Raw genomic sequence first — 13366 nt, 5'->3', positions numbered from 1 at the left:
CTCCGTGTCATGAATGTTGGGCCGGAGGCCCGTGAGTGGTGATGCGCTCTCTATGAGGTGAATTTCGGCTTGAAAAATCCGAATAACCTGACATTTATTCCGATAATGCCGATTGGAGGACAGGTCGTGGACAGATTGTCGAGCCTCATGGCGCGCTTTCACATGGTGGTGGAGCCGGCAGAACCGCAGGATGCCAATCTTGTCGCCTGTGGCGATGCGGCGGCTGGATTGTCACGGCTGGTTTTTCATCCTGTTGCTCGGGGCGAGGCCTCCGAGCAGGAGGCTTGCCTTTCCCTGCGGGTGGAGTGGTCCGGCGCCCATAACCCACTGGTCGCGGCCCTGCCGGAGCGGGTGGAAGTCTCCCTGGACGCCGCGCCAGAGCTGCGGGCGATCCTCGATCTGATCCGGCAGGAGGTAGAGGTGCGCCGCTGCGGTGCACAAAGCATCCTGGCCAGCCTGGGGCAGGCGGCGATGGTGCGGCTGCTGCGTCACCTGATCGAGGCGGGCACGGCAGAGCCTGGGCTTCTGGCAGGGCTGTCCGACGCGCGCCTTGCACGGGCGATCGTCGCGATGCACGACCGTCCGGGGCGGGTCTGGACCACGCAGGATCTGGCGACCGAAGCGGGCCTATCCCTGTCGCGGTTTTCGGAACTATTCTCGCAGCAGGTGGGGGAAAGCCCGATGAGCTATCTGCGTCGCTGGCGCCTGACGCTGGCGCGGCAGGATCTGCAGCGTGGCGACCGGGTCGATGCGGTGGCGCGGCGCTATGCCTATGATTCGCCCGAAGGCTTCACCCGTGCCTTTCGCCGTGCCTATGGCTGCGCGCCGGTCTCGATGCGCAAAGGGGCGGCCTGATCCGGCAGTGGCTCAGGGTTTCCAGGTTAGGAAGTTGCCGATCATCCGCAGGCCCACATGCTGGCTTTTCTCCGGGTGAAACTGCATGCCCAGCATGGTGCCCTTGCCGATGACCGCAGTGACATCGCCGCCATAATCCACATGGGCCAGACGTTCTGCGGGGTCCGCGACACGGAAATGGTAGGAGTGCACGAAATAGCAGTGATCGCCCGATGAAATGCCGTCGAAGACCGGGTGGTCATGGTCGATCACCAGATCGTTCCAGCCCATGTGCGGCACCTTGAGTGCCGGATCCTCGGGGGTGATTTTCACCACATCGCCGCCAACCCAATCGAGGCCCGGTGTGTCCTCATATTCATGGCCGGTAGTGGCCATCAGCTGCATCCCGACGCAGATGCCAAGGAAGGGGCGACCCTTGTCCTCGACCGCGTGGACCATGGCATCATAGATGCCTTTATGTCCGCGCAGTTCAGCCGCGCAAGCGGGAAAGGCGCCATCGCCGGGCAGCACCAGCCGGTCGGCGCGAGCCACCACATCGGCATCGGAGGTCACCACGACCTCTCCCGCGTCAACCTCTTGCGCCATGCGCTGAAAGGCTTTCTCGGCAGAGTGGAGATTGCCGCTTTCGTAATCGATGATCGCCGTCAGCATCGCCGGGGTCCTTCCTGTCTTGCCCGTTTGAAGTGGCCAATAATGGCTGCGGGGTCAAGGGGCGGTTGCGGGTTGCAGTGCCTCCAGCAGCGCAATTACCTGCGCGAATGGTCCTTCGTCGATGGGCGGGGGCGGGCTGCCAAATTCCCCGGCCAGATACAAAACGGTGAACCCGTGGATCAGAGACCAGATCTGGGTTTCCACCACCAGGCGGTCCTGCCCGGGGGCAACAAAGGGCGCAGCCACATCGCGCAAGGTGAGATAGGCGTCGGCCTTTTCCTTGCCTCCGAATTGGACCAGACTTGCCAGCCCCTCATCTCCAAAGATCACGGCCAGAATGCCCGGGTGATCCAGCCCGAATTGCAGATAGCCCCGGCAGAGCGACCGGAGGCGATCCCTTGGGTCTTGCGGGCCGCTGTCGCAGGCGCTGCGCAGGTAGTGGGAAAACAGGCGAAAGCCTTCCTCGGCAATGGCCTGTTTCAGCCCGGCCAGCCCATCAAAATGATGCGCGGGCGCCGCGTGCGACACCCCGGCGCGGGCGGCGCATTTGCGCAAGGACAGCGCCTTGATCCCGCCCTCCTCCAGAAGGTCGATGCCCGCCTTGATCAGCGCAGGTTTGAGGTCGCCGTGGTGGTGGCGGCTTTTCACGTTTGTTTGTGACATGGGAGGTTTATCGCCGCGCAACTTGACGGCGTCAAGTTTCAGCGTATTTTGGCTGGTACTTGACAGTGTAAAGTTAATGTTGTGCCAAGGGGAAATGGGATGTCAATCAATGTGCGGCCTGCGGGCTTTCCAAAGTGGGTGGTCACCGCGATATGGGTTTCTGCGGTGCTGATCGCGGTTGGTTCCTATCGTTTTCTGATCGCAGATGTGGCCCTTGTGATGCCCGCGATGTTGCATCATGCGCTGGAGCGGCCGGTGATGTTCTATCTGCACGTTGGTCTTGCACCGATCGCACTGGCCTTGCTGCCGGTGCAGTTCTCCAAAGGCCTGCGAAAGAGCCGCCCGGCCGTGCATCGCTGGCTGGGGCGGCTTTATGGCGGTGCGATCCTTCTGGCGGGGATCAGCGGCATCTGGCTGGCCTATACGACCGAGGAGGGTCCGGTGGCCGCGGCGGGGCTGGGGCTGTTGTCGGTGGTCTGGCTATGGACGACGGGCACGGCGATCTGGCACGCGATGAAGCGCCGGATTGTGCAGCACCGTGCCTGGATGATCCGATCCGCCGCGCTGACGCTGGCCGCCGTGACCTTGCGGGTCTACCTGCCCATTGGTGCGGCGACGGTGGGGTTTGAGGCCAGCTATCCGATCATCTGCTGGCTGGCCTGGGTGCCCAATCTGATGCTCGCCGAATGGATCCTGCGCCGCCCGGCTCGCGTTGCTGCGGTGGCCTGACGGGACAGGAGATGGCTTAGAGCGCGCCCTTGGTCGAGGGGATCGCATCACCTTTGCGCGGATCGGTCTCGACCGCATCGCGCAAAGCGCGGGCCACGGCCTTGAAGGCAGCCTCGGCAATATGGTGGCTGTTGAACCCGTGGATCTGGTCGATATGGAGCGTGATGCCGCCGTGGGTGCTGAGCGCCTGGAAGAACTCGCGCACCAGTTCGGTATCGAAGGTGCCGATCTTGGGCGTCGGCAGGGTGACGTTCCAGATCAGGAAAGGGCGCGCCGACAGGTCCAGCGCGCAGCGCACCTGGGCGTCATCCATCGGCAGGTGGCATTCCCCGTAGCGGCGGATGCCCTTCTTGTCGCCGAGCGCCTTGACCAGTGCCTGACCTAGCGCAATGCCGGTATCCTCGACCGTGTGGTGGTCGTCGATGTGATAGTCGCCCTTGGCGCGGATGGTCATGTCGATCAGCGAGTGCCGCGCCAGCTGGTCCAGCATGTGATCGAAAAAGCCGACCCCGGTCTGGTTGTCATATGCTCCGGTGCCATCGAGGTTGATCTCCACCGAAATCTCGGTCTCGGCGGTGGAGCGGGTGATCTGTGCGCTGCGCATCTGCGGGCCATCCTTCGTCATGCTGCCCCGGGGGCCGTGCGGCCCCTTGGGTTGGTGCTGCGCTTATAGGGCGGTCAGGCCATGGCACTCAAGAGCGTCCATCGCGAAACCCGGTGCCTGTTGCATCCGCATCTGTGGGATTGCGCCTGCCAGCGCGTCGTGCAAGCTTGGCGGTCAAATCACATAGCCAAGAAACCCAGTGAAAGGGCGTCCATGTCGACCTGCGTTTTCATCCAGATCCGCTGCAAGCCCGGCACCACCTACAAGGTGGCCGAGGATATTGCGCTGCGGGAAATCCACTCCGAGCTTTACTCCACCAGCGGCGAATACGATCTCCTGATGAAGCTCTATATTCCCAAGGATGAGGATGTAGGCAAATACATCAATGACCACCTGCTGGTGATCCCGAATATCGAACGCTCTCTCACCACGATGACCTACAAGGTTTTCTGAGCCTCAGGTTTCAGAAACGAGAACACCCCGGTCTTGCGCCGGGGTGTTTTGGTTTTTTGGTGCGCAGTGGCCGATCAGGCGGCGATCAAGCCTTGCTCTTTCAGGCGCTCATAGGCGGTATCGATCGAGGTCTTGAGGCGTTTCAGCATCTCGTCCACCTCTGCCTTGGTGATGATCAGCGGCGGGCAGAGCGCCACCGCATTGCCGGCAACCGCACGCAGGATCAGGCCGTTTTCCTCGCAGAGCTTCTGCGCCATCGCACCGGCCGCGCCTTTTTCAAAGCTGGCGCCGGTTGTCTTGTTCGACACCAGCTCAAGCGCCGCGATCAGACCCTTGCCGCGCACCTCACCCACCAGCGGGTGACCCTCAAAGATCTCGCGCAGCTGTGCCTGCATGTGATCGCCGACCTCGGCGGCATGGCCGAACAGATTGTCGCGCTCGTAGATCTCCAGCGTTTTCAGGGCGGCGGCGCAGGCGGCGGGGTGGCCGGAATAGGTATAGCCGTGGCCGAAGACGCCGACCTCGTTCGAGGGGGCGACCATTTCCTTGTACATCCAGCCGGGAATAACCGATGCCGAGATGGGGAAATAGGCCGAGGAGAGCTGCTTGGCAAAAGTCATGAGGTCGGGCTTGATGCCCATGGTGGTGCAGCCGAAATCGGCGCCGGTGCGGCCAAAGCCACAGATCACCTCATCCGCCCAGACCAGAATGCCATGCTTGCGCAGCACCGCCTGGAGTTTCTCATAATAGCCTTCGGGCGGCACGATGACGCCCGAAGCACCGGTGATCGGCTCCACGATCATCGCGGCGATGGTGTCGGGGTCCTCGGCGATGATCTGCTGTTCCAGATTGTCGATGATCCGGTCCACGAACTGCGCTTCGGTCTCATTGCCCTTGCGGCCAGTATAGTAATGCGGCGCGTCCGAGCGCAGGATGTGCAGCGCCTCAACAGGCGCGTCGAAATGCGCCAGGTTCGCGGGCAGGGAGGTCAAAGAGCCTGCCGCCACGGTGACGCCGTGATAGCCACGTTCGCGGGTGATGATTTTACGCTTTTCCGGCTTGCCGATGGCGTTGAAGTAATAACGCAGCATCTTGTAGTGAGTGTCATTGGCATCCGAGCCTGAGTTGCCGAAGAAGAAATAGGCATCCTCCACCGGCACCATGGCTTTCAGTTTTTCCGCCAGTTTCTGGATCGGCTCGTGGGTCTTGCCGCCAAACGTGTGCGAGAAGGAGAGCTTGGTCAGCTGATCGGTGATCGCCTCGATCACTTCGGCGTTGCCATAGCCCAGCGAGGTGCACCACAGGCCCGCAAGCCCTTCAATGTATTCCTTTCCGTCCTTGTCGTAGACGTAGATTCCCTTGGCATGATCCAGGCAGAGTTGCTCCGTCGCGGTCAGGTTGGTGGTGGGATATATGACAGGGGCCATGGCTGAACTCCTTCAATTAAAGAAACGCGCGGGGCGGGATACGTGGCGCGGCGCGATGCCGCTGGCGCAAGCATTGGCGGGTTTTTGGCCCTGCGTCAAAAGGAATTTGATCAAAAGTGTGGGGCTGCGGCGAGAGGCACGAAACACAAAAACCGCCCCAGTGGGACGGCCTTTTGTATCGAATGGAGCGGGCGAGGCGATTCGAACGCCCGACCCTAACCTTGGCAAGGTTATGCTCTACCCCTGAGCTACGCCCGCGCTGCCATTCGGTAGGCGGCTTTTAGAAAATTGGCAGGACGGCTGCAAGCGGAAAATGTGATCCCCGCAGGCGATTTCTGGTGCCCCGACTGGGCAGCCGTGGACAAAAACAAAAGCCGCCCCATTGGGACGGCTCTTTGTTTCGAATGGAGCGGGCGAGGCGATTCGAACGCCCGACCCTAACCTTGGCAAGGTTATGCTCTACCCCTGAGCTACGCCCGCGCTGCCATTCGGTAGGCGGGTATTTAGGAAGTTCGGGCGCAAGGCGCAAGAGGAAAAACGCAGGCTTTTTTCAAGTCGCCTCGCAGAGGTCTATGCCTCAGGCAGGTCAAAGCCGGCTTGCCTTGCAAGACTGCGCTGCTGCGCGGATTGCGGCTCGCAGGAGATAAAAGCGCTGGCCGGGCAGGGCGGCAGGTCAAGCGCGCGGATTAGCTGGGAATCATATTGCCCCGAAAGCAGCAGGATCCCGTCGCGGGCCAGTATGTCGCGAGCACCGCGTCCCTTGTCCGAGCGGATCCGGCGCATGAAGTCTTTTTGCTGGGCCACTGCCTCTAAGACGTCGCGCGGGATCGGCCTGCGCTGCACCTGCCGGAACAGTTCAGCCATGCGGGCGTTGCCGGTCTCGGCGGCAAAGATGCGCAGGACCACCTCTTCGGGCAGCGGGCGCCAGAAATTGGCCGGATAGGGGTGGTCGCGGAACAGCCAGTAGATATGCCGGAACCCTTCGGCCGAGACCGAGCGTTTGGCGTCCTTGTTCTGCCCCGCCGTCAGGTATTCGGGGCGGGCTTTGATCAGGCCCAAATAGCAGCGTGCGCGTACCTCGTCGGCGGCAACGAGGAGGCAGACCTCTCCAAGCGCTTCGGTAGGAATCATCCAGTTGCTGCCCATGGTGTGCTTGATGTCGACATCATAGCCCTGGATCCGGGTGTCGAGCCGCCCCTTTTGCAAGCCCAGAAGCGCTCGTAGCTCGATCTCGACCCTTGTGCCGATATAGGTCTTTTCGGTCTTTTCCAGTTCCTCATATGCGCGACGCCCGGTCTTGGGCGTCATGATCACATCGTCGATGCACTGGCGCAGCATCTGCGGCACATCGTATTCCAGCGCCAGGCTGCCGCCCGCGCGGGTGGTGATCTCATCGGCGAGGGGGAACAGGATCCCGAAATCCGGATGGACGGGATCGACAAGGCTGTCGGGAATGTTCTGCTTCATGGAGACGAGCTTATTTCAAGAGCGCGCGGCCGGATAGGCGGCACTGCGACTCACGCCTGCACCGCGCGCAGATTCGGCTTTGCAATCGCCGCCCTCAGCTGGCGGGCCACCGCCTCGGCCACCGGGGGCGGGAAGGCATTGCCCACCTGGCGGTAGGCGTTGGTCTTGGCGCCGGTAAAGTGCCAGGCGTCTGGGAAGCCCTGGATGCGGGCCACCATGCGCACCGTGAGGCGCGGCATGTCGTTGTGAAAGGGATCGGGGGCCTCATAGGCGATGGTGCGCCCTTCGACGCCAAGCGCGGCCCAGGCGCGGCGTGCGCGGGTGGGGCCAAGATCCGGCCCGCCGTGTTTCTTGGAGCCGCCAACGATGGTGGGGGCGATCTCATCGGCCTTTGCCGCCCAGTCCTCGGCCCCGCGCCAGCCGCGTTCCTTCATCAGGTCCAGCAGCGTTTCCCCAACCGTTGGCGGATTGTGAGGCAAGGGATCCGGCCAGGCGAACTGATCGGTATATTCCTTGCGCAAGGCAACAATGGCGACGCGCGGGCGCAGTTGCGGCACCCCATAGTCCGAGGCATTCAAAAGGCGCCAGTCGGTCTCGTAGCCGAGTTTCGCAAGCTGCCCCTTCAGTTTCTCGCGATAGTCGTGAAACACCGCGTCCAGAAAGCCGCGCACGTTCTCGATCATCACCGCGCGGGGGCGGGTGGCATCGACGATATCGATGGCGTCATCAAAAAGGTTACGCTCATCCTTTTCGCCCAGTTGCTTGCCTGCAACTGAAAAGGGCGGGCAGGGCAGGCCGCCTGCCAGAAGGTCGATGCCCTTGTAGGCTGCGGCGTCTTCCTTGAAGGCACGCACGTCTTCTTCGAGAACATTCCAGGCGGGGCGGTTGTGGCGCAGGGTGGCGCAGCAATGCTTGTCGATCTCGACCAGCGCGGTGTGATCAAACCCGGCGCGCTCCAGCCCCAAAGCCTGCCCGCCTGCACCCGCACAGAGTTCAACTGACGTTAGCATCGTGTAGTGTCTGCCCCTGTATCGGCTCATGCGAGCCGTTCTTGCTCTGTTCCTTGGGTGACAGTCCTAATCGCAACAGCGATTCCGCGCAAGGTCATCTGCCTGTGTTCCGGTACATCTTGCGCTCAGAAACACGAAAGGCCGCCCTATGGCGGCCCTTTCAGTGTTCCAAATGGAGCGGGCGAGGCGATTCGAACGCCCGACCCTAACCTTGGCAAGGTTATGCTCTACCCCTGAGCTACGCCCGCGCTGCCATTCGGTGAGGGGGGGATATTCATTTCGCTGGAGGGCTGCAAGCAAAAAAATGGAGCTCGTTAGCAAATTCTTGTCCTTTTTTGCGACGGAAGGTGCCCGGGCGTGCGTTCAATCGGTAACATAGATCGCCGCAAGGGAGGCCCAATGATGTTGAGAGGAAAGAAACCGTCGGATTTCGCCCGGATGGCTGCCTTGATCGTGGCCATTGCGCTGGCCAAGGTTCTGATGCCCGGTGCGGTTGCTGATGAGATGGAGAGCGCCAGTCCGGTGCTCTCGCAGCCTGCTCCGATCTATGTGAAGACCATCCACGAACTGCACCTGCTGCCTCAGATCAGATCAGCTCAGGACCTAGACGTCTGACCGCTACACAATGGCGTGGGCGAGAAGACCAAGCCCCGCAGCCAGCAGCATGACGAGGTTCAGCACGATACCGGCCTGTCGCAGGATCAGGATTTGCGGACGTCTGGTAAACCCGATGGCATGCATGAGGCGTCCGCCGATCAGCATCGCGCCAAGTGCATGAACCGCCAGCTCGGGCGCGCCCCGGCTTTCGACGGCAGCCATCAGGATCAGGCCGATGGGTACGTATTCGACAAAATTGCCCTGGGCGCGAATTGCCACCAGGACGGCGCGGTTGTTGCCATCCCCGATTGAGACCTTGTGCCTGATCCGCTGTCGACTGACGCCCAGCGTCAGGTAGACAAACATCAGCGCCGCTGCGCCGGCATACATGGACGTGATAGCAAACATCGGCATTTCCTCCCGGTGGAGCCGTAACAATACTTGGGTTCGTTTTTGGAACTTATTGCATAGCAGGGTTTTTGAAGGCGTGAAGTCGCAACGTAGCGATGCTCACGTGAGGTCATGCGATTTCCCGATGCCATCAGTGTGACGGTATGGCCCGACGCGGACCATTGAAAATGCCAAAGGCAGACCCACCATCGGAGGGGTCCGTGATATTGGGGTTGTGGCTTGCGTGTTCTGCTGAGTGTTCTGTTTGTAACTATCCTTGCCTCCTGTGCGCCGACGCCGCGGCAGGATACCGACATTGTGGTGATCGGAGACTCCGTGATGGCCTGGAACAGGTCCGACGGCCGGGATATCGGGAGCGTCATCGCAGCTGAACTGCAGCGGCCTGTCCTGAGCCGCGCAAATTTTGGCGCGCAGGTTCGCGCTGGCAACGGGGCGTCCCTGTTGCGCCTCGGCATCCCTGATCAGTTGCCGGAGGGGCCGTGGAATTGGGTGGTGATGAACGGCGGGGCCAATGACCTGGGGTTTTCCTGTGGTTGCACGCGGTGCGCAGGCGAGATCGAGGCCTTGATTTCACCTGACGGGCAGGTTGGGGCAATCCCGGATCTGATTTCACGGGCGCAGGCGCAAGGCGCCCGGGTTTTGTGGCTTGGCTACTACCGCGCGCCCGAAACACGGTCTTTCGAAGGGTGCCGCCCTGGCTTGGTAGAGATCGAGCGACGCATCGCGCGGCTCGCGGCCACGCGCGCCGGTGTGTTTTTTCTGGATGCAGAGGATGTGCTGGACCCGCCGTTGCCTGAACACTTCGACCGTGATCGCACGCATCCTTCGGTGCTTGGCTCAAGCCTTATTGGCGCAGCGGTGGCGGACCTCATCAAGCGGCGGGGATAGGTTGACCTTTGCAAAGAAAGGGCGCCGCTCCAGAGTGGAGGGCGCCCTTTGGTTTAATCCGACACGTGGTCTTACTCCAGCTCGATCAACAGATCCTTGGCATCGATCTGTCCACCCGGCTGAACATGCACCGCCTTGACCACCGCATCGCGCTCGGCGTGCAGGCCGGTTTCCATCTTCATGGCTTCGATGGTCAGCAGAAGGTCGCCTTCGTGCACCTGCTGGCCCACCTGCGCTGCGACAGAGGCCACTACGCCCGGCATCGGCGCGCCGATGTGGTTGGCGTTGCCGGCTTCAGCCTTGGGCCGCGCTGCGGTGGTGGATTTCACCAACCGGTTCGGCACACGGATCACGCGCGGCTGGCCGTTCAGCTCAAAGAAGGCTTTCACCTCGCCGTTTTCATCGGTTTCACCGAGGGCCTGCAGACGGATTTCAAGCGTCTTGCCGGGGTCAATTTCGGCCGAGATCTCGTCACCGGGTTCCATACCGTAGAAGAAGGTATGTGTCGGCAGGGTGCGGACCGGGCCGTATTCGCGGTGGCGACCCATGTAATCAAGAAAGACCTTGGGATACATCAGGTAGCCGTTCAGATCCTCGTCATCGACCTTTTTGCCTTCCAGCTGCTGTGACAGCTCGGCGCGGGTTGCTTCCAGATCCACGGGCTCAAGGTGCTTGCCGGGGCGTTCCTCATTGGGCGCTTCGCCTTTCAACACCTTCGCGACGATGCCTTCCGGGAAGCCGCCCGGAGGCTGGCCAAGGTTGCCGCGCATCATGTCCACGACGGAATCCGGGAACGACACTTCTGTGGCCGGGTCTTCGACTTCGGCGCGGCTCAGGCCCTGGCTGACCATCATCAGCGCCATGTCGCCAACCACTTTTGAGGACGGCGTTACTTTCACGATGTCGCCAAACATCTGGTTCACATCCGCATAAGTCTGGGCGACCTCGTGCCAGCGCTCTTCCAGCCCGAGGGAGCGTGCCTGCGCCTTGAGGTTGGTGAACTGACCGCCGGGCATTTCGTGCAGGTAAACCTCGGAGGAGGGCGCCTGCATGCCGGATTCGAAGGCCGCGTAATGTGCGCGCACATCATCCCAGTAGTCCGAGATCTCGCGCACCGATCCGATGTCCAGCCCGGTGTCACGGTCGGTGTGGCGCAGTGCCTCCACCACCGTGCCCAGCGTCGCCTGCGATGTGTTGCCGGAAAAGGCGTCCATGGCGCAGTCCACCGCGTCAACGCCCGCCTCGGCAGCGGCGAGGATGGTGGCCACGGCCACGCCTGCGGTGTCATGGGTGTGGAAGTGGATCGGCAGGCCGACTTCTTCCTTCAGGGCCTTGATCAACTGGCGGGCGGCGACGGGTTTCAGAAGGCCCGCCATGTCCTTAAGACCCAGCACATGGGCGCCGGCCGCTTCCAGCTCCTTGGCCATGCCGACGTAGTATTTCACGTCATACTTGGCGCGGGCCGGATCGTTGATGTCGCCGGTATAGCAGATGGTGCCTTCGCAGATCTTTCCGCTCTCGTTCACGGCGTCCATGGCGACGCGCATGTTCTCGACCCAGTTGAGGCTATCGAAGACGCGGAAGACATCGATGCCCTTGGCGGCTTCCTTGACGAAGAACTGGACCACGTTGTCCGGGTAGTTGGTGTAGCCGACCCCGTTCGAGCCGCGCAGCAGCATTTGGGTCATCAGGTTCGGCATGGCCTCGCGCAGATCGCGCAGGCGTTGCCAGGGGCATTCCTGCAGGAACCGATAGGCCACATCAAAGGTCGCACCGCCCCAGCATTCGACCGAGAACAGCTGGGAGAGGTTCTGCGCATAGGCCGGGGCCACCTTGATCATGTCGATCGACCGCATCCGGGTCGCCAAGAGCGACTGGTGCCCGTCGCGCATGGTGGTGTCGGTGATCAGAAGCTGGCGCTGCGCCTTCATCCAGTCGGCGACCGCCTGCGGGCCTTTCTGCTCCAGAAGGTTGCGGGTGCCATAGGGCAGGTTGCCGGTCTCGACCCTTGGCGGGCGCGGATCCTTGAGGCCGGGCTTTGGCTCTGGCCGACCTTCGGTCTCGGGGTGGCCGTTGACGCTGATGTCGGCGATGTAGGTCAGAACCTTGGTGCCGCGGTCCTGGCGCTTGGCGAACTGGAACAGCTCGGGCGTCTCGTCGATGAACTTGGTGGTGTATTCATTGCTGAGGAAGGTCGGGTGCTTCAGCAGGTTTTCCACGAAGGCGATATTGGTGGAGACCCCGCGCACGCGGAATTCGCGCAGGGCGCGGTCCATGCGGGCAATCGCCTTTTCCGGGGTCGGTGCCCAGGCGGTCACTTTGGTGAGAAGGCTGTCATAGTAGCGGGTGATCACCCCGCCCGCATAGGCCGTGCCGCCATCAAGGCGAATGCCCATGCCGGTCGCGGACCGGTAGGCGGTGATGCGGCCATAGTCGGGGATGAAGTTGTTGAGCGGATCCTCGGTGGTGACGCGGGTCTGCAGCGCATGACCGTTAAGGCGGATTTCGGTCTGGTCCGCCTTGCCGGTGGCCTCGGCCAGGGGCTTGCCCTCGGCGATCAGGATCTGGGCCTGAACGATGTCGATGCCGGTGACTTCTTCGGTGACGGTATGTTCCACCTGAACGCGGGGGTTCACTTCGATGAAGTAGAAGTTGCCGGACTCCATATCCATCAGGAATTCGACGGTGCCCGCGCATTCATAATTCACATGGGCGCAGATCTTGCGGCCCAGATCACACAGTTCCTCGCGCTGGGCGTCCGTCAGGTAGGGGGCAGGGGCGCGCTCCACGACCTTCTGGTTGCGGCGCTGGACCGAACAGTCCCGCTCCCACAGGTGGTAGATCTCACCGTGCTTGTCGCCCAGGATCTGCACTTCCACGTGACGGGCGCGGGTGATCATCTTTTCGAGATACCCCTCGCCGTTGCCGAATGCGGCTTCGGCCTCGCGGCGCCCTTCCAGAACCTTCTCCTCCAGCTCATCCTCGGAGAAGATCGGGCGCATTCCGCGTCCGCCGCCGCCCCAGGAGGCTTTCAGCATCAAGGGATAGCCAACCTCGGCCGCTTCTTTCTTGATGGCGGCCATGTCATCGCCCAGCACCTCGGTCGCGGGGATGACCGGGACGCCCGCCTCTATCGCCACGCGGCGGGCAGAGGCCTTGTCGCCCAGGGCGCGCATGGTTTCGGCCTTGGGGCCGATGAAGGTGATGCCATTGCGCGCGCAGGCGTCGACAAAATCGGGGTTCTCCGACAGAAGGCCATAGCCCGGATGGATCGCATCTGCGCCCGACTCCTTGGCGACGCGGATGATCTCGTCGATGGACAGGTAGGCGGCCACCGGGCCAAGCCCCTCGCCGATCCGGTATGCCTCATCCGCCTTAAAGCGATGCAGGCCCAGCTTGTCCTCCTCGGCGTAGACCGCGACGGTCTTCTTGCCCATTTCATTGGCCGCACGCATCACGCGGATGGCGATCTCGCCGCGGTTGGCGATGAGGATTTTCTTGAAGTCGGTCATGTCTTCCCCCGAGGTCAGTCTCAGTCTTGCGACGTGTTAGGCGCTAGATGGCCCGCGGTATACTCGTAGTTCTGGGTATTTTGCAGCCTGATTGCGCTC

At 62.0% G+C, this 13366-nt stretch carries 13 protein-coding genes and 3 tRNA genes; 5 read left to right on the top strand and 11 right to left on the bottom strand.

The window, feature by feature from the left end:
• Nucleotides 1–105: 105 nt before the first annotated feature.
• Nucleotides 106–855, top strand: a complete 750-nt coding sequence (locus INS80_RS01400) for a helix-turn-helix transcriptional regulator (protein WP_226892527.1) — start codon at nucleotides 106–108, stop codon at nucleotides 853–855.
• Between the two features lie 12 nt (nucleotides 856–867).
• Here the strand turns inward: INS80_RS01400 and hisH are convergent, their stop codons facing one another.
• Together hisH and INS80_RS01390 are read right to left on the bottom strand one after the other, a co-directional pair.
• Nucleotides 868–1506 carry an imidazole glycerol phosphate synthase subunit HisH gene (gene hisH, locus INS80_RS01395; RefSeq protein ID WP_192963828.1) on the bottom strand — a complete coding sequence of 213 codons (639 nt, stop codon included), beginning with the start codon at nucleotides 1504–1506 and terminating at the stop codon, nucleotides 868–870.
• A 54-nt stretch (nucleotides 1507–1560) separates the two neighbouring features.
• Nucleotides 1561–2169, bottom strand: coding sequence for a TetR/AcrR family transcriptional regulator (locus tag INS80_RS01390; protein ID WP_192963827.1), 609 nt, complete (start codon nucleotides 2167–2169; stop codon nucleotides 1561–1563).
• A 99-nt stretch (nucleotides 2170–2268) separates the two neighbouring features.
• Between INS80_RS01390 and INS80_RS01385 the strand changes: the two genes are divergently transcribed.
• Complete coding sequence (locus tag INS80_RS01385) at nucleotides 2269–2898, top strand: DUF2306 domain-containing protein (protein WP_192963826.1); 630 nt, start codon at nucleotides 2269–2271, stop codon at nucleotides 2896–2898.
• 16 nt (nucleotides 2899–2914) lie between these two features.
• On the opposite strand, the gene hisB is transcribed toward INS80_RS01385, so the two are convergent.
• Nucleotides 2915–3502, bottom strand: a complete 588-nt coding sequence (gene hisB, locus INS80_RS01380; protein ID WP_192967144.1) for an imidazoleglycerol-phosphate dehydratase HisB — start codon at nucleotides 3500–3502, stop codon at nucleotides 2915–2917.
• 213 nt (nucleotides 3503–3715) lie between these two features.
• Here hisB and INS80_RS01375 point away from each other — a divergent pair, with 213 nt between their 5' ends.
• A complete protein-coding gene (locus INS80_RS01375) occupies nucleotides 3716–3955 on the top strand; it encodes an Lrp/AsnC family transcriptional regulator (protein ID WP_192963825.1) in 240 nt (79 codons plus the stop codon).
• A 74-nt stretch (nucleotides 3956–4029) separates the two neighbouring features.
• Here the strand turns inward: INS80_RS01375 and INS80_RS01370 are convergent, their stop codons facing one another.
• The 6 genes from INS80_RS01370 to INS80_RS01345 all read right to left on the bottom strand — a co-directional run bounded on the left by INS80_RS01370 (nucleotide 4030) and on the right by INS80_RS01345 (nucleotide 8107).
• The gene (locus INS80_RS01370; protein WP_192963824.1) at nucleotides 4030–5382 is read right to left on the bottom strand and encodes an aminotransferase; all 1353 of its coding nucleotides are present in this window, start codon (nucleotides 5380–5382) and stop codon (nucleotides 4030–4032) included.
• A 183-nt stretch (nucleotides 5383–5565) separates the two neighbouring features.
• Nucleotides 5566–5640 (bottom strand) — tRNA-Gly (locus INS80_RS01365).
• 147 nt (nucleotides 5641–5787) lie between these two features.
• Nucleotides 5788–5862: transfer RNA gene (locus tag INS80_RS01360), tRNA-Gly, on the bottom strand.
• 90 nt (nucleotides 5863–5952) lie between these two features.
• Nucleotides 5953–6849, bottom strand: a complete 897-nt coding sequence (locus INS80_RS01355) for a NaeI family type II restriction endonuclease (RefSeq protein ID WP_192963823.1) — start codon at nucleotides 6847–6849, stop codon at nucleotides 5953–5955.
• 50 nt (nucleotides 6850–6899) lie between these two features.
• Nucleotides 6900–7859: a DNA cytosine methyltransferase gene (locus tag INS80_RS01350; RefSeq protein ID WP_192967143.1), complete on the bottom strand. Its 960-nt coding sequence runs from the start codon at nucleotides 7857–7859 to the stop codon at nucleotides 6900–6902.
• A gap of 173 nt (nucleotides 7860–8032) precedes the next feature.
• Nucleotides 8033–8107: transfer RNA gene (locus INS80_RS01345), tRNA-Gly, on the bottom strand.
• Between the two features lie 151 nt (nucleotides 8108–8258).
• On the opposite strand from INS80_RS01345, the gene INS80_RS01340 reads away from it, so the two are divergent.
• Nucleotides 8259–8474, top strand: coding sequence for a hypothetical protein (locus INS80_RS01340; protein WP_226892525.1), 216 nt, complete (start codon nucleotides 8259–8261; stop codon nucleotides 8472–8474).
• Between the two features lie 3 nt (nucleotides 8475–8477).
• Here INS80_RS01340 and INS80_RS01335 read toward each other — a convergent pair whose 3' ends face one another.
• A complete protein-coding gene (locus INS80_RS01335; protein ID WP_192963821.1) occupies nucleotides 8478–8864 on the bottom strand; it encodes an MAPEG family protein in 387 nt (128 codons plus the stop codon).
• 222 nt (nucleotides 8865–9086) lie between these two features.
• Here INS80_RS01335 and INS80_RS01330 point away from each other — a divergent pair, with 222 nt between their 5' ends.
• Entirely contained in the window at nucleotides 9087–9755 is a 669-nt protein-coding gene (locus INS80_RS01330) for an SGNH/GDSL hydrolase family protein (protein WP_226892524.1), read from the top strand.
• Nucleotides 9756–9826: 71 nt separating this feature from the next.
• Here INS80_RS01330 and INS80_RS01325 read toward each other — a convergent pair whose 3' ends face one another.
• Complete coding sequence (locus INS80_RS01325; RefSeq protein WP_192963820.1) at nucleotides 9827–13267, bottom strand: pyruvate carboxylase; 3441 nt, start codon at nucleotides 13265–13267, stop codon at nucleotides 9827–9829.
• Nucleotides 13268–13366 lie beyond the last annotated feature (99 nt).

Source organism: Phycobacter azelaicus, assembly GCF_014884385.1.
In the GTDB taxonomy this organism is placed as follows: Bacteria; Pseudomonadota; Alphaproteobacteria; order Rhodobacterales; family Rhodobacteraceae; genus Phycobacter; species Phycobacter azelaicus.
The sequence above is the reverse complement of the archived record's forward strand: the minus strand, read 5'-3'. Positions and strand labels throughout refer to the sequence as shown.